Here is a 21,154-nt window from a genome sequence, read left to right as displayed (position 1 = left end):
GTCTTGCTATAAAGTAGGATTGTTCCATCTAGCAGCAGGTGTAGAGCATGAGAATTCTACTCGTCGAGGATGATGAGCGCATTACTGATGCTCTTGCCGAAGACCTCTCAGACCAGCATTACGCCATCGATGTTGCTTACGATGGAGATGCTGGTTGGGAACTGGCGAGTGTATTCACCTATGACTTGATCTTGCTGGACGTTATGTTACCTCAGATGGATGGGATAACACTATGTCGGCAACTACGAGCCAAAGGCTGTAGTACTCCTGTAATGATGCTCACTGCCCGAGACACCATTAGCGATAAAGTCTTGGGACTCGATGCGGGTGCAGATGATTATCTAGTCAAACCCTTCGATTTGCAGGAATTATCTGCTCGCATTCGGGCTTTGCTCCGTCGAGGCAATTCTACCTTACCCCCTGTGCTGGAGTGGGGCAAACTACGGCTTGATCCTAGTACTTGTGAGGTTTTTTACGAAGAGCGTCTTTTGGCGCTCTCTCCTAAAGAGTATTCTCTGTTAGAGTTTTTTTTACGCAGTGGTCGCCGCGTATTTAGCCGCGCTCAAATTCTGGAACACCTCTGGCCATTTGAGCGGCTACCGGAAGAAGCTACAGTCAAAGCTCATATGCGGGGTTTGCGACAGAAGCTCGAATCAGCTGGGGCACCTAGCGATTTAATTGAGACAGTCTATGGTCTGGGGTATCGTCTGAAAGAGAACCCCTAATACCATTTCCCTCAAAGGGAACGAGATAAACCATGTTTCAAGGTCTGCGCTGGCGTCTTCTGTGGTCTCAGCTCATGGTAACGGTCGCAATTTTAAGCGTTTTCGGTGCCGGAGTATATGTTTTCTTTAGCCGCAGTCTTTATAGCCAACTAGACAAGAAATTACTAACTTTAGCTCAATCTGCTGCTCCCTCTCTTGCAGAAGTAAAGGTAAGGGGAAGTGAATATATTGAGCGGGTTGATGAAGTGCCCTGGCGCGATATCTTTAATCGAGACCAGCAAAGTTTAGAATGGTTCGACGCTGATGGTCAACTCTTAGCAAGTCGAGGTAGGCTTGAGTTGGCGTTTGGACCAAAAACAGGTTCCCAGACTCTCAAAAGAAAGCAAAAGCCTGGTCACGTACGAACCTACACCATTTCTATTTTTAAAGATAGTCCCAATGACAATCAGCCAATCCTAGGAGGCTACATTCGTGCTAGTCAATCCACTGAGGATGTAGAAGTAGTCCAAAGACAACTGCTATGGGGATTAGGGATGGGAGGAATGATGACTCTCGGACTGGCTAGTCTTGGTGGAGTCTGGCTTACCCACAAAGCTGTTGAGCCAGTTGAGCAAAGTTTTCAGCAGCTTAAACAATTCACTGCTGACGCCTCTCACGAACTGCGGGGCCCATTGACTGCTATTAGAGCATCTGTCGATGTCATGCGTAATCATCCTGAGCGAGTTCATCCTAAAGATGCAAAGAAGTTAGCGGCCATTGCTAGCGCCACGATTCAAATGAGTCAGCTAACCCAAGACTTACTATTTTTAGCTCGTACAGATACAGCTAGTGTTATACCTCCTCCGACCCGTGAATGGTTAACAATTTCCCTGAATAAAGTCCTGCAAGATTTAATGGAATTGTTAGAGCCATTTGCTCAAGACAAGAAAATTGCCTTAAAAGCTGAGTGGCTGGCTATGGCAGCGATAGTTGGGGATGAATCTCAACTGACTCGTCTGTTTTCTAACCTGCTAGAGAACGCCATTCAATATACACCCGCCGGAGGCAGAGTAGATCTGAGCCTAACTAAGTATAATCGCTTGGCAATTGTCAGCATTAAAGACACAGGCATCGGTATTGAACAAGAAAGTTTGCCTTTTGTTTTTGACCGTTTCTGGCGTGCTGACAAAGCTAGATCTCGGCGAGAAGGAGGCACCGGTTTGGGATTGGCGATCGCTCAAGCGATCGCTCAACGGCACGGGGGAAAAATTACCGTTACCAGCCAAACTGGATGTGGCACCTGCTTTAAAGTGCGTCTCCCTCTGAGTTCATAGTCTGAAGTGCAATTTTCACTATTGGCTAGAGTCAAGTATCGGGGACGGGAAGAGAAAGTCACCTGTAGGAATAGAACTCGGCATAGCAATTTTCTTAGGTATTTGTTTTCGGGAATTCCTGAAAATTACCAACTTTTTTACTTTTAGGAACTACTCTCAATATTGGATCTCAAAAGTTATCAGAAGTTTCTCTTAAATTGGTTGCGATGCCTTGACCATAAGTAGCATTCAGGAGATATTACTCAAATGAAAAATCGCTCTAAGTTGTTTATAGTTATACTGGGATTAAGTGCTCTTGTGAGTTTCCCAGTAGCCGCACAAAACAACCAAGTCGAAGACTCGCTCTCAGACACGCCGTCATCTGCACAAGAAAGTATTCCTGAATCTCTCGATCCAGTAATGGAAGAGGGAACAATGCCGGATACTGCTGTTGAAGCAATGCCAGCAAGCGGTAACTTGGTAGAACAAGCCGCTGGCAGTGAGCAATTTAATACTTTAGTCCAAGCCATTCAGGCAGCAGGTTTAGAGGAAGTATTATCAGCAGAAGGTCCTTTCACAGTTTTTGCTCCTACTGATGAAGCTTTCGCCGCACTACCAGAAGGAACATTGGAACAGCTACTACAGCCGGAGAATAGAGAAGCCTTAGTGCAACTACTGAGCTACCATGTAGTCCCAGGTGCGATCACTAGCTCTCAGATAGAGTCTGGAGATGTTGAAACTTTGGCTGGAAAATCATTGGCAGTAAAACGCGATGAAAATGGTGTGGTTACCGTCAATGATGCAACAGTAACTCAAGCAGATATTCAGGCTAGCAATGGTGTAATTCATGGAATTGACAAGGTAATTCTGCCACCAACTCAGGCTCAATCGGAAGCCGCACCAAAACCAATCGGTCATGAATAAGTAGAGATTTACAAGGTTATTCGATAAAAATTGACTGAACTACACTAACAAACCCCGTTTTTTTTCGAGACGGGGTAGTAGTTTAGGGGGATAATTTTGCTTTTTTAGCACGGTTTTCGTGATACCACTGAGCTACAGCAGGAGTCCATTGCTCAAAATGAATATAGAGAAGTTCACAGAACTTTTGTGCTTCTAGCTGTGCATCTTTTTTCCATCTTAGGTCTAGTAAATGGAGCAGCGATCGCAGATTGCAACTGAGCACAAAATGTTGTCTAGCATCGAAAGGAATCAACCCTCTAGCGTGTTCTTCTGATAAACCCTCCTCAATGCGTTTTTGATAGTGTTTACATGCCTCTAAACACCACTGCAAATCTGAGGCACGTTGTTCTTCTGAATAGAAGTAACGTTTACCCTGGCGGTTAGTATATTTGCCCACAGGACGGAGGTAGAAAACCTCCTCTACATCTTGCTTCCCTTCTGCCACGTTAATGATTCTTTGCCCCGTATAACGGAAGGAATTGTGAACTACCATTCCATTAGCCACAAAATTATGCCACTGACCTTCTACCTCTAGGTCATATGTCATTTGTTCGCCAAGGTACTCAACACTAACAACCTTTACCGGATGCGCCCGAAGTTTATTGCCAATAGGTTTTGGCTTTGATTGCCAATTTTGAAGTTGTTGTATTGGTTTGTAAGTGTGAGCGAATTCAATCTCTTTCACACCATTGCACATCACGAAGCAAGGCTTTGTCATGTTGACGACACTGCCGTCGGCAGACGTTACCAAACCAACTGCATCGCCCATTGTCTGCCAACCTTTTGAGGTAAATAGGCGGTGATTTACAGTGCAATCTAGAGTTTTACCATCTTCTAACTTTACTCGGTAAGCAGGCTGAATACCACTACTGATCACATCCTTAATATGACCATTCTCAAATAACCCAGTTTCCTCATTAAGTACCCGTAAACGCATTCTTCTAATACGTTTCTTACAGTCACAATGGTAACTCCCAGGAAGTTCGCCATTTCTACCGTGACTAGATCTCTGAAGAACGACTTTCTCTCCGTTAGTCCAGAGTTCATATAGCTCTCCAATAGTTTTATTTAGTTTTTCACTTGTTTCGCCATTACAGTTCACAAAAGTAACCTCAGCACTTCCGGTAAGACATTGAACATCGAAACTCACCCCGACGCGATGTGTACGAACTTGCTGCATCATCGAGTGAGGAAAATAGCCCACATTAAAAGTAATTTGGGGGTGTTCTGTTGGCCCGTAGTGCCCCCTATCTCCAGCTAGTAGATGCTTAACAATTAATTCACCACAACGCTGTTCATTGGGCCAATTTTCTCGGCTATTCCAGACTAAATTTTCTGAATAATCTTGATGCATTGCTGCCCAAACAACTTGTTGAGGATTGGCTGTGGCAGCAATTACTTCTATACAAAATTTGTCCATTTTATTGCTAATACAACAAGTGATAATTAGAATCAGCAATCGGTTGCCAATTAATATAAATCTGTCTCAAGATTAAATGCGAGCAATAGTTACAGCATTCTGCTGATCTTGATACTTGCCTCGCCGATTTTCATAGCTAACAGAACAAGCTTCTCCTTCCAGAAACATCAACTGCACTATCCCTTCATTGGCATAAATCCGACAATCGGCACTGGAAGAGTTAGAGAATTCTAAGGTTAAGTAACCTCGCCATGCTGCCTCTGCGGGAGTTATATTGGCGATGATTCCACATCTTGCGTAAGTACTTTTACCTATGCAAATTACTGTAACATTGTCTGGTATTTCTAGCCTTTCCAGTGCGACTCCTAAACCATAGGAGTGGGCAGGTAGGATAAAGTAACTACCACTAGCATCTGTGTAGAGTTTCGTCTGCTCCAGATTTTCGGGATTGAAGTTCTTGGGATCAACTACAGTGCCTGGAATATGCCTAAAAATGCGGAATTCCACTGGTGAGAGTCTGATATCGTACCCAAAGCTACTCAAACCAAAGGAGATAACAGGCACGTCTTCTACTCGACGAATCTGTTGAGGCTCAAAAGGGGAAATCATACCCTTGGCGGCTAGACTAGCAATCCAGGTATCGTTCTTAATCACAATTGCACACTTATCCAAACTGGAATACTAGGATAGCGTGGATGGGATGCAATATTTAGTGCATATCTTGAACAGCTAGCCAGAGTTACTGTTAGACTGCTGCTGTTGCAACTTTACTCTAACATTAGAGTCAGTTAGCAAAAGCTTGTATGTGTCTTAAAAGGCGATCGCGCTTGTGGCTGTGGGGAATGCGATCTGCGCTTTGCTGCTCCGCACCATGCTTACGCAAACGCAGCAGCGCTTCGCTATCGCGTTTCTAAATAGCAAATAGTTAACCTGCTGATTGCAGTAAGCGAATAAACCCTTCTTGTTCAAAGTGCCGATCAGTCGATAGGGCTTCAGTAATCCCACGCTGGCGCATCAATACAAAGCTAACAGCATCCCATAGAGAATAGGTTTTGTCTTGCCGTTCCATTAGTAACTCAACTGCTTCTCTGTGCAATGGCTCATCAACCCAAACTGTCTCTATATCAGGGTTATCCAGCAAATCAACGACAAAAGCAAGGGCAGATGAACGCGGAAAACGTCTTGCAGTGGCTAAGGCGACGTATTCAGCAATGATATAGCTATGAGTTAATCGAATTGTTGCTTTCTTATATGCAGTACAGGCTTGAGTATGCAAAGGCTCAGTTTGATAGTGCAGACAAAGCAAACCAGAGGTATCGAGGAGCATTAGCCTTCTTCATGGGTACTGGCATACTCTCTCAGCAAATCTGCATCAATGTTCTCATTGTCCAGATCGGTGGGATGTTCGAGATTAAGTGTCCCAAAATGGCGTTCAAACCCAACTCGTGCTGTCTCTTTTTCTGCTTCAGGTAGCAACAATTTTAAATCTTGCCCAAACCGATGCTCTAGCAACGTTGCAGCTAGCTGTTCAGGAGGAATGCCAATTGCCTCAGCCTGTTGCTGAATTGCAGTGAAAATTTGATCGCTCAGTTCCAGTGTCAGAATGTGAGTCATGGGAGTATGCAACGTGGCAAGAGGCTACGGTAATTATAAAAGCTGGGTCTTCGGTGCAGGGTGACGAAAAGCAGATTAGACAGTCGCATCGTATGTTCCCTTTCTCTTACTGGATTCTTGCTTTCCCAGTCTAGAACATTGGTTGCAACGGTTATGCAGGGAAGTTGGGAGGGGATGTGATCGTGTCTCCAACCAGGTTTATTATCAGCTACATTTACGGCTAGTAAGAGTGACTCTATATGGATGTTAGATTGCTGACGACCTTGGAGTACTTATTAACCTACTCTGGCAAGCTGCCTGTTAAGTAAGCAACAAGCTCTTCTGAGATAACAAAACGAGGAGTATTGTTGTAAGTGATTTCATAGATCAGAGCATGATTTTCTAAAATTCGCAATTTGTTTCTTAAATGGGGATGATCTTCAAAATAGTATTCAAAGACCATATTATTAGAATCGCCATTGTAGACCCAGTTTTTGCCGATAATGATAAACTCACGAACAAATGGATACTCACCCAAATCATTTTTCATGTCTGCCAGAAGTTCTGGAATTAGATTTTCGATGGATGAGAACATACTCTCTGACTGTTTAGGCAACAGAATGCTGGGCTTAAGGACTCTCTCTCGTGAGATTATCAACCTTGAGAGCGTCTTCTCAATAGATTCAATTGCCCGTACCATTTTTGCGGGATTATCGTTTCCGATAGAAATCGGCGGAAGTGAACCACCAACTTCAATTGGTGTTTCATAGGTATAATGATTCGACGCAAGATCGTAATACTCTACTTCAAGATAAACATTGTTGCCGAATAGGTCTTTTGCATGAAAATAAGTTGTTACATCAAAAAAAAATGGGTTGTTTCGATCAATGACAGATATGTTAAGAGGAAAGGCTTCTTCACAACCCTGCATCGGTTTAGGTAAGGGCGAAAGTGTAATCTTGATATCTACTGCTGGTGCATCTGTAAGTGCCAGAACTCCAAGCTGTACAGCTTGCTCTTTTTCTGGTTTTAGTCTAAACAAATGTGTCAATCGTGGTTTTGAAAAGTGCCGCTTAGCCCAGATAGCATCGACAATAAAGTGTGGAGCCTTCTCTGTGTGAGCACCAGCCCGGATGTAGTAATGACGATCCTGAGCCATGTGCGGTCCAATGTAACTCTCATGAATGCCAACTAGCACAACTGCTGAATCTGGCTTAATAGTACCTCGCCCCATTGAATCTTGTATCAGCTTAATCTCATATCTAGGAGCTGGTTCTACGTCATTAATAATTTGATCGATCCAGTCGCGTAAATCCTGATTTGTAATTTTCAGAGGAATGCCGCCATCTGCACTTCCGTTACCATCAACACCAGCAACGAAGTACCCACCACCGGAATTTGCAAAGCCTGATACTGCACAACTTAGTTTCTTCTTGAGTTCCTTGAGTTGAGTACGACTTGATTTGAATTCAAAATTTTCATCTTCTGCGGTTGGAAGCTGTGTTAAATCGAAAGTTTCGAGGTTAATTTTGGGCATGGATTTTTTCCTTGAAGGTTTGATTTAGCTGAGATAGAACTTTCAATTGCGATGCCAGAATTACAAGATGAGTGGAACTAATTTAGTACATAAGTTCTATTCAATCGAGTACTAGTACAGATTTCGGGGAGAAAATACCGCAGCCTAACGCACCCACTGCGTTGCACCAAGGCTGCTTCGATCTTGACTAAGGGTAATCGCACACAAAGCCTAGCTCACCCTTTTAAGTGTGTCGTGTAAGTTTGGATGAGATGAACAGCAGGTGCGATCGCGCTTGTTGATGCTTTATGTGAGATCGCTCACCAAACTGTCCTCACTTTTAGAGGCTGCATTGCTAACTTCGATGCTCCGCTAGTTGCTGACGGATTGCTGTTTGAATCTTGTTATCGAAGTCTGGGTCATCAATTCTGGTAATGACTGGGCGCGCTCGCTCTCGACGCCTTGCTAGATAAGCCTGAAAAGCAGCTTGATCTTCTCGATGCTTGAGAAAGTACCGCCTTAACTCTTTGTAAGACATAGCCTTGTAGTCCACTTGACTCATTACAGCACCTCCCCAGTTGGAGTAATTTCAAACTCGATTTCCTCGTTCTGCCCTGCCAAAATATATAAATTCTGAGTTCGACCGTCGATGCAAATAAGGTGGATGGGCTGAAACAGTATATATGTCAACTGGTAGCCAATTCGATACAAACACCTCAGTTGCGCGTCGGTAGGCATCAAACTCCCTGTTACGTGAAGAATGTTTCTTCAGTATAACTTTATGGGTGATCGCACCTTATCCGTAGCGCAGTAATTCAAAATGCGATCGCGCTTTTTGGTGAGTAGAGTGCGATTTTCTAACTCTCAAGAACTAGCTACGGAGCTATTCTCTCAAGTAATTGCCAAAAAATGCCAACGTGCGCTCCCAAGCTAGCTTGGCCGCCTCTGCGTCATAGCGCGCTTCATTGGTATCATTATGGAAGGCGTGGTTAACGTCACTGTACATACAGATTACATAGTCTTTGCCTGCTGCTCTTAGGGCTGTCTCATACTCAGGAATCCCTTGGTTAATCCGCTCATCAAGACCTGCATAGTGCAGCAATAGCGGTGCCTGGATATTCGGCACTGCCTCCATCGCTGGCACTCGACCATAGAATGCTACCGCAGCATTCAAGTCGGGAGAGCTAACAGCAAGCTGGTTAGTCATACCACCACCCCAACAAAAGCCTACACAACCGACTTTGCCTGTAGTATCAGGATGGTCTTGTAAAAACGCCAAAGTTGCTTGCAAGTTATCTAGAGTTTGCTGGCTATCAAGGGCATTGATCATCTCACGTGCTTGATCTTCGTCCTCCGGTGTACCGCCAACTGGAGACAGGAAATCTGGGCCGAGTGCTACGTAGCCTGCTAGCGCCGCCCGACGCACCACATCTTGAATATAGGGATTTAAGCCACGGTTCTCGTGGATAACGATAATCGCGGGAAGTTCGCCTGAAGCCTCCTGGGGTTTGGCTAGATAAGCACTCATTTCGCCACTTGCACCGGGATAAGTAATGAATTCGGCACTAAGGCGAGGGTCATTCTCATCTACTATGGTTGCTTTGGCATAATTATTCTCCAGTAGTGGCAGTAATGCCGTAGCTGCCGCTGTGCCACCTGCTAAGGCAATCAGCCTTTTAAAAAATGCCCGCCGAGGGAGAGATGTGTGGGTATATTCGTCAAACAGGTCGATGATTTCTTGCTTCATGGCAATTAGTTTCTCAGTATGGCTTGGTGACTATTGAGGCTTTTCGACCGTTACTATAACCCGTCTTTATTTTTGCAGTAACTGGTAGCGATTATTTATTCTGGGTTGCGCCACACGTTTTTAGTTTAACAAGAGGCGATCGCTCTGGTCATCGCCAGGCTGAACACCAATAGAGCAATTTTCATCTCATACAAAAAACAGACGTTAGACAAACGCGATCGCATACATTTAACAGTCATATTAAAGATGATGCTGACTTCTCTACGATTGGCGAGGCAGTCTTAGCTCAATTTTAACTTTTTGCCAAGGTGATAGTCCCGTCGCGAAGTGCCTTTAGGTACTGTGGAGCAGGCGGTGCATTATTAATGAAGTTTTTCTCCTATTTGATTCATAAAGCTTTCATTAATACATGTCTAAGTAAAAAGCAGTGTTCACTTTCATAAATGATTTTGTTTTGCCTTAAAATATTGTTCATCTTTATCTTCAAAGGTTTTTCTGTGTTGAATTTTACTAATATATTCCTAAGCTTAAATTACTTTTAAATCTATTGCCTAAGCAAAAAAATACTGAGATAAATAGCTGAAAAATAAGGAAATACTCTGATGGCAAACTTTTCCTCAAATAAAGATAATTTCGTGAACAACTTGATCAGTCGTACTTCTCCAGAGGTAGCTGCCACTTTCACAGAAGAACAACTGAATGCGATTAAAAAAGAATTAGATTCTAGTATGGGTTGGTCTGAGTCTTTCAATCATAAGCTTTCTCGTCCCCTGGTCAAGCGACATGCTTTGTCTATTCCCTTAGTAGCTCACCAACGGTCTCTTGATTATCACCTGCCTACTAAGCAAAGCAAACCCCTTTTTTGGAAAATTGCTAACACGTTAGTGATTTCAACCTTTGTTTTCTTATTTATTACCTCCGCTTTCGGCACACTTGTTTTAGTTAAAAGAAAAATGAAGATTAACCTGTTTCCCAATATAGATTTCCCCGATGAGGCTGTCGAAGATTTCCTTTGTCCTGCTCCGAGACGCTAATCGCTTTAAGTTTAATAAACAGTAGCTGCTCTAGGTTAAGCAGTGTCTCTTAACGGATTGTCAAAAAGCTATTCAGTTGAGATAGCCAACCTATTGTGGAACAATTTTAAATAATTCGTTGACTAGGTCATTAGATAAATTATTTTCTCTTGTCTCTCTACCCTAATCTCACACCTCAAGCAAAACCTGTATCTCAAAGGTGTTTAAATAGCCGTAACCATAATCAAAGGGGAGAAGAGAGAAAGCTCAATAAATGTGAAGTTTTGTTATAGCTAATGCTCTAGGCAGGGTGCTAAACTTTAGTGACTTAAGTCACGTAAACTTAGCCCTCTACGTCACTAAAAATTTACTGGTAAGCTCACTGGATTTCAACTTAAAAATCACACTTTTTTTAGTTGATTAACCACATAATAGCTATAGATTACAGGGAACAGAGCAATGTCAATAATAAGTGAAATTGTCTATCAAGTTATTCAATCTGGATACCTAACAGTAGAAGCCGAAGAAAAAATGCGGCGGCTGTTTGCTACTGGTTACAACCTAGAAGATATCGAAGCTTTGACTTTGTTGCAACAAGCTACCCGAGCAGGTCGAGTGAAGCAACAGTCACGAGAGTTTGTCAATAGTTAATTTGCTCTGGAACTCTTCAATCTGTGAAGCCGGATCGGCTCTTTTTAAATAAGAGAGAAGTTTTGATATCGTCGTAAAAAATGCTTAGTAAAAGTTGCTGGCAGGCAACACAGCACCGATACCAGCTTTAACTTAGTGACATCCTCCCGTGGCTAAGTTAAAGCATATAGCGCGGGCGCCCTCCAATCACTTGGCAGATTTCCTGGTTAGTCCCTTACCGGGATTTTGACACTTGCCTAGGCTGAAATCTACTCGTTTCAGCCCCCGGTAGACCGTCTGCACAGGCAGTTTCCCTTCCCCCTAGCCCAGGGGTACTAGTTGAGTTTTGATTTCGTTTTTTTCGCTACTCAACTCACAGTGCAACAATTCCAGCTAGCGGAAGTGAGTCTATGTATCTATCCTGTTTAGTTTATCACTTAGGTGTTGGGGGAGTCCATGTTGTTACTGAGCTTGTCGAAGTATCCCAGCGCTAGTTCTACGAATATAACGTGGGTTCCTTCACTTCGTTCAAGGACATGCTTATCGCTCCCCCAAACCCCCTCAAATAGATAAAAAAAGAGTATCTCCATCTAAAAGCTATAGCGCTCTTCCGCCCAGGGTTCTCCTCGACGATGGTAGCCGTTACGCTCCCAGAAACCCGACTCTTCGTGGTCGAGAAACTCCAAGCCGCTGATCCATTTAGCGCTTTTCCAGGCGTAAAGATGGGGAATGACTAGTCGCATTGGTCCCCCATGTTCGGCGGGGAGTGGTTCTCCGAACAAGCTATGAGCAAAAAAGTTTTCTTCCCGAACAAAGTCTTCCAGAGGTAGATTGGTAGTATAGCCACCGTAGCAGTGTTCTAGGAGGTGAGTTGCTTTCGGATCAACTTCCAGCTTGCTCATGAGGTCAGTGACCTTGACGCCAGTCCACTTGACATCAAGTTTCGACCAACGGGTCACGCAATGAAAATCAGCAGTGAAATCCTGTTGGGGCATTGCCACGAAATCTGACCACTTAAAGATTATTTCCTTGGCTAAACCCCAAACGCGAAATTCCCAATCTTCAGTGCTGATTTGAGGAGTCTGACCATAAGTGAGCACTGGGAAGCCTTTAGCCAGATACTGACCGGGAGGAACGCGATCGCTCTCCTCTGATGCTGGTTTATGAAAAAATTTCCCGATCATGATTCGAGTAGAATATAAAGTGTATCAGGTATCGATTAAACCTTGGCGTCAGATCTTACTATCAGGCTATCAGGGTCTATTTTTTCCGCTTTCAGGTCAACGCTATACAGATCAGACCTGAAAGAAAGCGAAACAAGACCCTAATTTTACCGTCAGCTTTCCTCTTCTTCTTCCTCTTCTGCTGTGGGATAAACAAAGGTTGAACGTCCGCTCAATACTGATTTGCCAAGAGATAGAGCTTTTTGAGCCTCTATTGCGGCTTTGTGTCTCCAAGTGGCCCGACGTTTGTCTCGCTTTGATTTCGATGTTTTCTTCTTAGGAACAGCCATGCTTCTTAGTTCTTAATTGTTCGACAGCTTTTTTATTTTATGCCATTGACTGGCGTAGTTTCCGAACACTCTTGAAAGGATGTCCGTAAACATTGCTAGCGTAGCCGATTAGTTAGGGGGCTGAGTCGTCGGTGCCTTCGGCGCAGGAAGGTCAGAAGGAGAACTATTAGAAGAGGGAGTGGTTTCTGGCATTGCTGGCTGGGATTGAGTCGGAGTGGTTTCTGGCGTTGTTGGCTGGGGTTGAGTCGGGGTTGTTTCTGGCGTTGTTGGCTGGGATTGAGTTGGAGTTGTCCCTGGAGTAGAAGTACCCGAAGTATCAGGAATAGGAGATTGAGGCCCTGTTCTCTGATCAGAGGGCATGGGTCGAATTTGGCTAGGAGTGCCTCCCGGAATTTCTATGATTGTGGGAGCAGGGGTTGCTGGGATGGGTTCTGGTGCTGGTGGTCGAGTTCCAGGTGGTATCTGAGGTTCTTCAAATCTTAGCAGTGCTTTTGTTGTGGGGAAGTAAGTTGACCAAAGCTGAGGATCGGGGCGATTTCTCCAGGCTGGGCGACTTACTTCCAATAATAAAATTGGGACGATCGTACCTTGGTTTTGCCCAAGCACAGTAACCTCCACTTCTGTTACCAGAATGTTACTGTCAAAGCTGCGCTGGGCGGCAGCCCTCGCAACAGCTTCAGCACGACGCAGTAAGCTATCGTAACCTTCATCAGTCTGACGATTTAGAGAAACTTCGACACGTGCTGTGCTGGCTTGAACACTCTGTATAGTTATCGAAGTTATAGTGAGCCAACTGACACTTGTAAAACCTAAAACTGCCCATAAACTTACAGGGAGAATTTGTTTGTCCAAGGTAGGCTTGAGGCACTGGAAATAGTTCTTCAGTTGAACTGAAGCTATTAGACTTTTTACAAAAGTAGGAATTACCCTCTTTAATCCCTGTTTACTAAGGGGGGAGTTGGGCAAGGGTTCTTGCTGTTTGTACAAGAGGTCTATTGAAAGAGGGCTGAAATTATCGGCACCAGACTCTAACATAAACTTAATGCTCGCTTCTTGATTATCGTTAAAGTTAAAGTTTTTGACTGACTAATTATCAAGGTCAATACTAAAGTTAAATTAATTACTACACTTAGATAGCTAATTACATTAATAGTTTTGGCATTCTCGGTTCTACTGCAACAGCGAACACCCTGAGCAAGGGTTAAGAAACTAATTGGCAACTTTTATCTAGCAATCCGAGTGCTCCTCCTGGACATGCTAGAGTCACTGTATTGTTTTTACTCCACAGAATCCCTGATAATCCCTGGGTTTTGATAAACTATAAACTGAATTTTGTCTTTGAAGTTGGCATCCACAAATGCCTAAGATATCTGAAATTTCCAGACAATTTATCAACTGACGACTAATACTATAAGACAACTGGGATATACGGAGCACATGGTAAACCACGCGTGCATTGCAATTGGCATAAGCGGCTATCAGTTCTTACAACCTCTAAAGTACGGGCAAGCGGATGCACAAGCGCTGCGGCGGTTCTTGGTTGAACAGGCTTCACTAACGTCTAACCAGTGTCTTTTGTTAACTGATACCTCTGCCCCGGTGGGCGAGAGTCCCACTTATCCCACTAAAGAAAATTTGTTGAGTTGGCTGGAGAATGTTCGCCAAGATTCCCATCATAAGGGAAGCAAAAGTCTTTCTGGGGATTGGTGTTGGTGTTTTTTTAGTGGTCATGGCATCAGTTGGGAAAAAGTTGACTATCTCATGCCCATAGATGGCAATCCAAACGATATTCCTGGGACAGGAATACCAATGCGATCGCTATTTGAATCCCTCCAGGCTCAGGGCAGTAAAAACATTCTGGTACTCTTAGATATCAACCGCTCACCTGGGCATCGAGCCGGAACACCTGTAGGAGCCGAAACCGTCGAGTTAGCCCGCCAGATGGGAATTACTCTATTGCTATCTACTCAGCTAGAGCAATTTTCCCACGAAGCTGCTGCTTTGGGCAAAGGCTTATTCACGGCAGTGCTTCTAGAAGCCTTACACTGCTATGGCAAAGACATAACTTTAGAGAATCTCTATCAGTACTTGAGAATTCATTTGCCAGAGTTGAGCAGGCACCACTGGCGACCTGTTCAGACTCCTTTGCTAGTGATGTCTACCGAGGCTGTTAGTAAACAACGGATTTTGCCTTCCGTAGTTAACTTGTCAGCGAATGGAAAGACTACAGTTGGTACTCCTGTCGGTCTAATTTCCCTGGCCGAATCAGGCAACACAAACGGCTATCAACGGCAGGGGAGTAATAGTGCGCAGACAAACTCTCAAAACCCTAATTTGTCTGTCTCGTATCGGGAACCAATTAGGTCTTTAATTCCAAGCAAGTCGGGTCGTTTACCTCAGATAGTTTCTCGACCAGGTGCTATCCCCACAGATCAAGATAGAGAATGGCAATCAGATAAAAAAGATACGCCTTGGTGGCAGCAATTGCTTCTTTGGGGGAGTGCCGCCGCCGTAATTTTGGTGCTGATGATTGCAGGTGTGGTATTTCGCAATCGAGAAGCTTTTACCAACCAAAATTCCTTGGGGACAACCTCAGCAACCCCATCACCGACCAAGAAAATTACTGATGCAGCTTCATCCAATTTGCTGATTACCAAGAGTCCTGCGCCTTCCCCTGCACAAAATCTTAACAACGAACAACCAGTAAGCACCCCTTCTCCTGCGAGTCGCCCGCAAAACAGTAAAGTTACCTTGGATCAGGCAAAGCGCTTGCTCAAGCCCAATCAGGCATATCCTTTTCATGATGCGATCGCAGTTGCCCGTCAAGTTCCCGCCAGTGACCCTCTTTATGAAGAGGCGCAGCAATACATAACTAACTGGAGTGAGATAATTCTAGATATAGCCCAAGAAAGAGCTCAGCGGGGAAATTTTTCAGGAGCGATCGCTGCCGCACGGCTTGTACCTCCAGATGATCCTTCTATTCATGGAAAAGCCGAGCAAGCTATTGAGCAGTGGCAGATTCTTTACACACAACAGCAGCAAAACCAAGGCATCATCCAAGTAGCGAAAAAACAACTTCAACCCAATCAAGCCTGGTCTTATCAAAAGGGTATCCTGACTCTTCGTCAAGTACCGTCTGGTCAACCGGGCTATGCCGAAGCGCAAAAGTTAATTGCTCAATGGAGTGAAGATATTTATCTGTTTGCTCATTCGCGGGCGTCGCGGGGTAACTTAGGACTTGCAGTTGAGACAGCTCGTTTAGTCCCAAAAGGCACGCCAGCGTATAATAAAGCGCAGCAGGTGATTGCTAGGTGGCAGAAGTAGGGAGACTAGGGGGAAAGGAATAGCCGAAAATCACAGATAATTCCACAAAGATACAAAGTCTAAGTCTCGACTACACCAAAGCATCGCTTTCTTGCTCTGGTGTACTGTTGATTATTCGGTTAGAGTTCTAGTTCCTTGGGATTCAAGAGCAAGTGGTCGCACCTTAGCAACAATTCCTGCTTCCTGCCAACTGGCTGCCATTGCCTTTGCCACCGCTGCGGCTTGGGATTCTGCCGCCATTGCCAAAAGTGTTGGCCCAGCACCACTAATTACCAAGCCGTAAGCACCAGCATCTAAGGCGGCAGAGAAAACGGCATCATAACCGGGAATTAATGCCTTGCGGTAGGGTTGATGTATCCGGTCTTGTAAAGCAGTCCGCAGCCAATCACCGCGACCCGTTGCCAACCCCCGCAACAGTAAGCCGAAATGGGCAATATTAAAGACTACATCGTCACGGCCATAACTAGCTGGTAGAACACCCCGCGCTTCCTTGGTGGAAAGCTCAAAATTAGGAACCCCTACTACTGGGACTATCTGAGAATTCCAAGGAACATCACAGATTACCCAACTTTCCGGTTTTTTTTCGTCTGCCTGTGGTTGATTAACAGAACTCCTAGCAGCTAGCCAGCAGCCTCCTAAAAGTGCTGGAACTACATTATCAGGATGACCCTCCAAAGCGATCGCTAATTTCATCACTTCTGTCTTACCTAGAGGTTCCCCCGCTAGCTGGTTTGCACCAACCAACCCCCCGATAATCGCAGTTGCTGAACTACCTAGTCCCCTGGCCAAAGGCACACCCAAGCCAATCTCTATCTGCACTGGTGGTGGTGTTTGACCTAAATGCTCATATAACTTGACAAATGCTTGATAGAGCAGATTATCAGCACCTGTATCCACGAGTTGAGCCTCAGCACCTGTGACGGTAATCTTGACAGCTTCTGGTTTCGTCTCAGTTGTCTTGAGAAGAGTAAATTTGAATTGGTTATGTAGCGCTAAAGCTGCCCCAATGCAATCAAATCCAGACCCCAAGTTAGCAGTTGTGGCAGGAACAGTAACAGTGACGGTAGACACAACAGACATCTGCAATACCTAAAATTAACAATTTTCCCCGGTCTTATCTTCTTCTATTGACTCTTCCCTTAGAGGAGGGTGTTTACTCTCAAGAGTGAGAGACATGAGGCACAAAGAAACAATGAAGTTAGGAGCTATCAATCATATAGCCTTGAGTGTATCTGAGCTAAACCGTTCTGAGGCTTTTTACCTTCGCTAGAATCTTTGATTTAGCGGGGGAGTATGTCAATTCAAGCAGCACTATTTTTAACGCTCTTTTGGGAAATTGGTATTATGCCTCACCAATTGGGCCGCCAACTCAATCGCCGCTTGCATACTCGTAGCATTAGCAACACCCTTCCCTGCAATATCAAACGCTGTGCCATGGTCAGGAGAAGTGCGCACAAAAGGTAAACCAATAGTAGTATTAATCGCTCGGTCAAAAGCCATCAGTTTTACGGGGATTAAGCCTTGGTCATGGTACAGTGCCAGGTAAGCGTCATGAGCACCAGTCTGGTTAGGGTTATACCAAGCTTGACCCGGCTTAACCCAAAGGGTATCTGGTGGTACAGGGCCATCTAACTGCACGTTAGGATATTTGCGGCGTTCTTGTTGTAGCCAGGGAATTAACCAATCTTGTTCCTCACCACCTAATTGACCCTGTTCTCCACTGTGAGGGTTTAACCCAGAAATGGCAATCCGAGGGGTTTCTAAGCCAAAATCATCCCGCAAACACTCGATGAGTAAGTCGAGTTTTCTTGTCATCAACTCCGGTGTTAGAGTGTCTGCTACTTGACGCAAGGGAATGTGTGTCGTTGCCAGCAGTGTCCGCAGTAAGTAACCGCTGAAAGGGGATCGCGCTACGAAGAGCATACCAAATTTCTTGATACCAGAATACTGAGCTAGCACTTCTGTTTGACCAGGATACTCATGTCCAGCAGCCTTCCATAAAGACTTAGCAATTGGCCCGGTGACAATACCGTCAAATTCACCTGCTAAAGTGCCAGTAATTGCCCTTGCCAAATAGGCAAAACTTGAGGCACCACTGGCGGCATTACCATTACCGATAGTAATTTCACTGCTCAGTGATGAATCTAACTCAATATCCAGGATTGATAAGAGATTGGGATCTACTAGAGTCTCGCCTGCTTTTGATTGTTGCTGTAGCTGAGTGTAGGTAGTTTGTAGTAGAAATTTGTGACCAATAACTGTGATTTTACAACTATTAGTAAGTTGTGGATCCGCCAATGCTTTGAGAACCACCTCCGGGCCAATTCCTGCTGGATCTCCCAAGGTTATAGCTAAGTGGGGAAGTCTGGGCGTAGAATTCTGGTTTTTTGTAAAGAAAGTTTTCTCTGTCTTCATTTTTTAATTGCCCTGCAACCATGTGCCACTACAAACATAAGTAAACATAAGTAATGGCTGCTAGGAGGAGATGAGATTTCTAACAAAAATCCTCAGCAAGAAGAGGAAACCACAGAGGCACAAAGATAAAATCGAGTTTGTCTTTGGGTTTCGATGGACTTTTGCCAGAGGTCTAGTGAATCTTAAGTGTTCTAAAATGTACCCTATAACTCTGGATACCCCTGAGGTCATTTGTCGTAATACCGATACTTTTAAGTCATGATTAGCTAGGCTTGAGGTAGCGATAGGGACTCCAGTGTCAGGGTTAGCCACACTTTTGAGAATCACTCTAGGAGATTAGAAACAATGAATCCAGAAATGTTTAATGCAGCGGTGTTGTCCTTTACCCTGATTCTGGTGGGTTTGGGCTTGGGCTTTTTGTTACTCAAAATCCAGGGTGGTGAAGAAGAGGCGTAAAAACTCTCTGTATGAAGGTTTGAGCAATCTTCGGTAAAGCTGTTGTGGCAGATTCAGAACAACTCTTTTCAAAGTCAACTGATTTTTCTGTCCACAGCAGTTAATTAAATCCTTGCAGTGTCTTTTCATGGTTAACTAGCCTGGAAGCATTGCTGAAGATGAACTACAAGCTTACCGAGTTATGAAATTAGCTCGCCTTTGGGCAACTCCCTGATTTTCGATTTGGGATAAGTGAAAGATTTCTGATAGAATCTTGTAGAAAGTTTAAGATTCCTTACTAAAATTTTTTAATGAACTTGTTGGTGGTCGGTGCGACTGGCACTTTAGGAAGACAGGTGGTTCGTCGCGCACTGGATGAAGGTCATCAGGTGCGCTGTTTGGTACGCAGCCCTCGCAAGGCAGCCTTTTTAAAAGAATGGGGTGCCGAAATTGTGCAAGGTGATCTCACCGCCCCCGACACTCTGCCTAAGGCTTTTGAAGACATAAGCGCTGTTATTGATGCGGCGACATCACGGCCGACAGACTCTCTGCAGATTAAACAGGTAGACTGGGAGGGCAAAGTCGCCTTAATTCAAGCCGCTGCTGCTGCTGGGGTAGAAAGGTTTGTTTTCTTCTCAATTCTCAATGCAGAGAGCTTTCCTAATGTCCCGCTAATGGAAATAAAGCGGTGTACAGAGGTTTTTCTGGCAGAATCGGGCTTGAAGTATACGATTTTGCGCCCCTGTGGATTTATGCAAGGGTTAATTGGGCAGTACGCGATTCCGATTTTGGATAATCAGGCAGTTTGGGTTACAGGGAAAACTTCTCCCATTGCCTACATGGATACTATCGATATTGCCAAATTCGCCGTTCGTGCCCTTGAGGTTCCAGAAGCAGAAAACAAAAGCTTCCCTGTCGTAGGTACTCGTGCTTGGGGTGCCTACGAAATCATCAATTTGTGTGAGCGTTTATCTGGCAAAGATGCGAAAATTGCTCGGTTACCGCTTGGCTTGCTGCAAACGATGCGCCGGATCGTGCGCTTCTTTCAGTGGGGCTGGAATGTTGCTGATCGACTGGCATTTGCTGAGGTATTAGCAGGGGGTAAGCCCTTAGATTCCTCAATGGAGGAAGTATACCAAGTCTTTGGTTTAGATCCGAAGGAGACCACCACCTTAGAAGCATATATGCAAGAATACTTTAGCCGGATTATGAAGAAGCTAAAGGAAATCGATTACGAAAAAAGCAAAGCCAAAAAGAAGAAGAAGACTCCCTTTAAATCTAAATCCTAGAATCTAGCCAACCTCAAGGAAATTTTGGGGCTGGCTGGGAGGATTTGAGATATGTCACCAAAAAATCGCAGCAAAACTACCGAGAAACCCGATCCCTAAAAGGATTGGGATACTTCGGTTAAAGGAAGTTACCGCGAGCAACCGTAAAGCTAGTTAACTACTATTGCTGCCTACACCTTAGACTATTCAAAAGTAGCTTTAGTCATGGACATTTGTTGAGTATGGTGAGGGAAAACCCCTATCTAAAACTAGGATCACTCTAAAATTTTCCCAGATTGTTAAACCACAACCCGGACTGGTAAGCGTGCGTAAAGTAGGGATTATCTACAACGACATCAAACCTGTGGCTCGTCGCATTGCCATGGAGTTGCAAGAGACACTGAGTGCCTCTGGTTGGGATGTCCGTGTCGCTACTGGCGTTGGAGGGATTCTGGGCTACTCACGTCCCGACTCTCCAGTTTGTCACACACCAATCGACAAGCTAGCACCTGATGGTTTTGATCAGCACATGGCTTTGGCAATTGTTTTGGGGGGAGATGGTACAGTATTGGCAGCTTTTCGCCAGGTAGCTCCCTATGGCATTCCTTTACTGACAGTAAATACAGGTCACATGGGTTTTCTGACAGAGACTTATGTTAACCAATTACCTGCTGCTATAGAGCAAGCCTTGGCAGGAGAATGCAAAATTGAAGAGCGGGCAATGCTCTTAGTCAAGGTGTTGCGGAATGAGCACATTTGGTGGGAAGCACTGTGCTTGAATGAAATGGTGCTGCACCGAGAGCCACTCACCTGCATGTGCCATTTTGAGGTGACTATTGGGCGTCATTCACCGGTGGATATTGCCGCTGATGGTGTAATTATTGCCACGCCGACTGGCTCGACAGCTTACTGTATGAGTGCCGGAGGAGCAGTGATCACGCCCGAAGTTCCGGTACTGCAATTGATGCCTATTTGCCCTCATTCCCTGGCATCTCGCGCCTTGGTATTTGCAGAGACTGAGACAGTAAATATTTTTCCTGCAACTCCCAATCAACTGGTTATGGTAGTCGATGGCAATGCTGGTTGTTATGTATTGCCAGAGGATCAGGTGCGGGTTGAGCGATCGCCCTATTCGGCTCGATTTATCCGTTTGCAACCACCGGAGTTTTTCCGCATTTTACGAGAAAAGTTGGGTTGGGGTTTGCCCCACATTGCTAAGCCGACTTCTGTGGAATTACCTTAGTTTGCAATTTCTTCAGGGATTTTCGATCTTATTGCTCAAAAACTACAGATAAGCCGC

Annotated in this window: 22 protein-coding genes; 9 read left to right on the top strand and 13 right to left on the bottom strand. The window is 44.7% G+C overall.

The genetic code is table 11. The annotated features are described in order from the left end of the window. The first annotated feature begins 47 nt into the window (after positions 1-47). The 3 genes from ACT7WV_RS16155 (at position 48) to ACT7WV_RS16145 (ending at position 2,941) form a co-directional block, all read left to right on the top strand. On the top strand, positions 48-725 hold the full coding sequence (locus tag ACT7WV_RS16155) for a response regulator transcription factor (RefSeq protein ID WP_445103857.1): 678 nt from the start codon (positions 48-50) through the stop codon (positions 723-725). Positions 726-757: 32 nt separating this feature from the next. Next, positions 758-2,038 carry a sensor histidine kinase gene (locus tag ACT7WV_RS16150; protein WP_445103856.1) on the top strand — a complete coding sequence of 427 codons (1,281 nt, stop codon included), beginning with the start codon at positions 758-760 and terminating at the stop codon, positions 2,036-2,038. A gap of 246 nt (positions 2,039-2,284) precedes the next feature. Beyond that, positions 2,285-2,941: a fasciclin domain-containing protein gene (locus ACT7WV_RS16145; RefSeq protein WP_445103855.1), complete on the top strand. Its 657-nt coding sequence runs from the start codon at positions 2,285-2,287 to the stop codon at positions 2,939-2,941. Positions 2,942-3,023: 82 nt separating this feature from the next. Here ACT7WV_RS16145 and thyX read toward each other — a convergent pair whose 3' ends face one another. From thyX to ACT7WV_RS16105, 8 genes are all read right to left on the bottom strand, one after another. Next, a complete protein-coding gene (thyX, locus tag ACT7WV_RS16140; RefSeq protein WP_445103854.1) occupies positions 3,024-4,400 on the bottom strand; it encodes an FAD-dependent thymidylate synthase in 1,377 nt (458 codons plus the stop codon). Between the two features lie 72 nt (positions 4,401-4,472). After that, positions 4,473-5,054: a dCTP deaminase gene (gene dcd / locus ACT7WV_RS16135; RefSeq protein ID WP_445103853.1), complete on the bottom strand. Its 582-nt coding sequence runs from the start codon at positions 5,052-5,054 to the stop codon at positions 4,473-4,475. A gap of 271 nt (positions 5,055-5,325) precedes the next feature. After that, positions 5,326-5,727, bottom strand: coding sequence for a type II toxin-antitoxin system VapC family toxin (locus ACT7WV_RS16130; RefSeq protein ID WP_445103852.1), 402 nt, complete (start codon positions 5,725-5,727; stop codon positions 5,326-5,328). Then, complete coding sequence (locus tag ACT7WV_RS16125) at positions 5,727-6,014, bottom strand: hypothetical protein (protein ID WP_445103851.1); 288 nt, start codon at positions 6,012-6,014, stop codon at positions 5,727-5,729. Before ACT7WV_RS16125 ends, ACT7WV_RS16130 begins: the two co-directional genes overlap by 1 nt. 280 nt (positions 6,015-6,294) lie before the next feature. Further along, complete coding sequence (locus ACT7WV_RS16120) at positions 6,295-7,530, bottom strand: AlbA family DNA-binding domain-containing protein (RefSeq protein ID WP_445103850.1); 1,236 nt, start codon at positions 7,528-7,530, stop codon at positions 6,295-6,297. A gap of 334 nt (positions 7,531-7,864) precedes the next feature. Continuing rightward, entirely contained in the window at positions 7,865-8,071 is a 207-nt protein-coding gene (locus tag ACT7WV_RS16115) for a DUF6887 family protein (protein WP_445103849.1), read from the bottom strand. Then, complete coding sequence (locus ACT7WV_RS16110; protein WP_445103848.1) at positions 8,071-8,247, bottom strand: DUF6888 family protein; 177 nt, start codon at positions 8,245-8,247, stop codon at positions 8,071-8,073. The genes ACT7WV_RS16115 and ACT7WV_RS16110 overlap by 1 nt, the downstream gene beginning before the upstream one ends. Positions 8,248-8,392: 145 nt before the next feature. Next, a complete protein-coding gene (locus ACT7WV_RS16105) occupies positions 8,393-9,256 on the bottom strand; it encodes a dienelactone hydrolase family protein (RefSeq protein ID WP_445103847.1) in 864 nt (287 codons plus the stop codon). Positions 9,257-9,858: 602 nt separating this feature from the next. On the opposite strand from ACT7WV_RS16105, the gene ACT7WV_RS16100 reads away from it, so the two are divergent. Then, positions 9,859-10,290, top strand: coding sequence for a hypothetical protein (locus ACT7WV_RS16100; RefSeq protein ID WP_445103846.1), 432 nt, complete (start codon positions 9,859-9,861; stop codon positions 10,288-10,290). A 438-nt stretch (positions 10,291-10,728) separates the two neighbouring features. Beyond that, complete coding sequence (locus ACT7WV_RS16095) at positions 10,729-10,920, top strand: hypothetical protein (RefSeq protein WP_445103845.1); 192 nt, start codon at positions 10,729-10,731, stop codon at positions 10,918-10,920. A 569-nt stretch (positions 10,921-11,489) separates the two neighbouring features. On the opposite strand, the gene ACT7WV_RS16090 is transcribed toward ACT7WV_RS16095, so the two are convergent. The 3 genes from ACT7WV_RS16090 to ACT7WV_RS16080 all read right to left on the bottom strand — a co-directional run bounded on the left by ACT7WV_RS16090 (position 11,490) and on the right by ACT7WV_RS16080 (position 13,264). After that, the gene (locus ACT7WV_RS16090; RefSeq protein WP_445103844.1) at positions 11,490-12,083 is read right to left on the bottom strand and encodes a sulfite oxidase-like oxidoreductase; all 594 of its coding nucleotides are present in this window, start codon (positions 12,081-12,083) and stop codon (positions 11,490-11,492) included. Positions 12,084-12,235: 152 nt separating this feature from the next. Beyond that, positions 12,236-12,412 carry a 50S ribosomal protein L32 gene (rpmF, locus tag ACT7WV_RS16085; RefSeq protein WP_445103843.1) on the bottom strand — a complete coding sequence of 59 codons (177 nt, stop codon included), beginning with the start codon at positions 12,410-12,412 and terminating at the stop codon, positions 12,236-12,238. Between the two features lie 108 nt (positions 12,413-12,520). Beyond that, positions 12,521-13,264: a hypothetical protein gene (locus ACT7WV_RS16080; protein WP_445103842.1), complete on the bottom strand. Its 744-nt coding sequence runs from the start codon at positions 13,262-13,264 to the stop codon at positions 12,521-12,523. A gap of 585 nt (positions 13,265-13,849) precedes the next feature. On the opposite strand from ACT7WV_RS16080, the gene ACT7WV_RS16075 reads away from it, so the two are divergent. Continuing rightward, entirely contained in the window at positions 13,850-15,736 is a 1,887-nt protein-coding gene (locus tag ACT7WV_RS16075; RefSeq protein ID WP_445103841.1) for a caspase family protein, read from the top strand. Between the two features lie 111 nt (positions 15,737-15,847). On the opposite strand, the gene thrB is transcribed toward ACT7WV_RS16075, so the two are convergent. Next, positions 15,848-16,816 (bottom strand): homoserine kinase, encoded by a 969-nt coding sequence (gene thrB / locus ACT7WV_RS16070; protein ID WP_445103840.1) that lies wholly within the window; start codon positions 16,814-16,816, stop codon positions 15,848-15,850. Between the two features lie 237 nt (positions 16,817-17,053). After that, on the bottom strand, positions 17,054-18,151 hold the full coding sequence (pdxA, locus tag ACT7WV_RS16065) for a 4-hydroxythreonine-4-phosphate dehydrogenase PdxA (protein ID WP_445103839.1): 1,098 nt from the start codon (positions 18,149-18,151) through the stop codon (positions 17,054-17,056). Between the two features lie 345 nt (positions 18,152-18,496). On the opposite strand from pdxA, the gene petM reads away from it, so the two are divergent. From petM to ACT7WV_RS16050, 3 genes are all read left to right on the top strand, one after another. Beyond that, complete coding sequence (gene petM, locus ACT7WV_RS16060) at positions 18,497-18,607, top strand: cytochrome b6-f complex subunit PetM (RefSeq protein ID WP_445103838.1); 111 nt, start codon at positions 18,497-18,499, stop codon at positions 18,605-18,607. A gap of 290 nt (positions 18,608-18,897) precedes the next feature. Further along, positions 18,898-19,875, top strand: coding sequence for an SDR family oxidoreductase (locus ACT7WV_RS16055; protein WP_445103837.1), 978 nt, complete (start codon positions 18,898-18,900; stop codon positions 19,873-19,875). 304 nt (positions 19,876-20,179) lie between these two features. Beyond that, on the top strand, positions 20,180-21,097 hold the full coding sequence (locus ACT7WV_RS16050; protein ID WP_445103836.1) for an NAD(+) kinase: 918 nt from the start codon (positions 20,180-20,182) through the stop codon (positions 21,095-21,097). The last annotated feature ends 57 nt before the right edge of the window (positions 21,098-21,154 follow it).

Source organism: Symploca atlantica LB2515 (assembly GCF_052546295.1).
Note: the sequence above shows the minus strand (reverse complement) of the source record. Positions and strands in the feature narration are given on the sequence as shown.

Bases quoted from the DNA above. Each gene is read 5' to 3' on its own strand.
- ACT7WV_RS16155 (WP_445103857.1), top strand. From the start codon at position 48: ATGAGAATTCTACTCGTCGAGGATGATGAGCGCATTACTGATGCTCTT.
- ACT7WV_RS16150 (WP_445103856.1), top strand. From the start codon at position 758: ATGTTTCAAGGTCTGCGCTGGCGTCTTCTGTGGTCTCAGCTCATGGTA.
- ACT7WV_RS16145 (WP_445103855.1), top strand. From the start codon at position 2,285: ATGAAAAATCGCTCTAAGTTGTTTATAGTTATACTGGGATTAAGTGCT.
- thyX (WP_445103854.1), bottom strand. From the start codon at position 4,400: ATGGACAAATTTTGTATAGAAGTAATTGCTGCCACAGCCAATCCTCAA.
- ACT7WV_RS16130 (WP_445103852.1), bottom strand. From the start codon at position 5,727: ATGCTCCTCGATACCTCTGGTTTGCTTTGTCTGCACTATCAAACTGAG.
- ACT7WV_RS16125 (WP_445103851.1), bottom strand. From the start codon at position 6,014: ATGACTCACATTCTGACACTGGAACTGAGCGATCAAATTTTCACTGCA.
- ACT7WV_RS16120 (WP_445103850.1), bottom strand. From the start codon at position 7,530: ATGCCCAAAATTAACCTCGAAACTTTCGATTTAACACAGCTTCCAACC.
- ACT7WV_RS16115 (WP_445103849.1), bottom strand. From the start codon at position 8,071: ATGAGTCAAGTGGACTACAAGGCTATGTCTTACAAAGAGTTAAGGCGG.
- ACT7WV_RS16110 (WP_445103848.1), bottom strand. From the start codon at position 8,247: ATGCCTACCGACGCGCAACTGAGGTGTTTGTATCGAATTGGCTACCAG.
- ACT7WV_RS16105 (WP_445103847.1), bottom strand. From the start codon at position 9,256: ATGAAGCAAGAAATCATCGACCTGTTTGACGAATATACCCACACATCT.
- ACT7WV_RS16100 (WP_445103846.1), top strand. From the start codon at position 9,859: ATGGCAAACTTTTCCTCAAATAAAGATAATTTCGTGAACAACTTGATC.
- ACT7WV_RS16095 (WP_445103845.1), top strand. From the start codon at position 10,729: ATGTCAATAATAAGTGAAATTGTCTATCAAGTTATTCAATCTGGATAC.
- ACT7WV_RS16090 (WP_445103844.1), bottom strand. From the start codon at position 12,083: ATGATCGGGAAATTTTTTCATAAACCAGCATCAGAGGAGAGCGATCGC.
- rpmF (WP_445103843.1), bottom strand. From the start codon at position 12,412: ATGGCTGTTCCTAAGAAGAAAACATCGAAATCAAAGCGAGACAAACGT.
- ACT7WV_RS16075 (WP_445103841.1), top strand. From the start codon at position 13,850: ATGGTAAACCACGCGTGCATTGCAATTGGCATAAGCGGCTATCAGTTC.
- thrB (WP_445103840.1), bottom strand. From the start codon at position 16,816: ATGTCTGTTGTGTCTACCGTCACTGTTACTGTTCCTGCCACAACTGCT.
- pdxA (WP_445103839.1), bottom strand. From the start codon at position 18,151: ATGAAGACAGAGAAAACTTTCTTTACAAAAAACCAGAATTCTACGCCC.
- petM (WP_445103838.1), top strand. From the start codon at position 18,497: ATGAATCCAGAAATGTTTAATGCAGCGGTGTTGTCCTTTACCCTGATT.
- ACT7WV_RS16055 (WP_445103837.1), top strand. From the start codon at position 18,898: ATGAACTTGTTGGTGGTCGGTGCGACTGGCACTTTAGGAAGACAGGTG.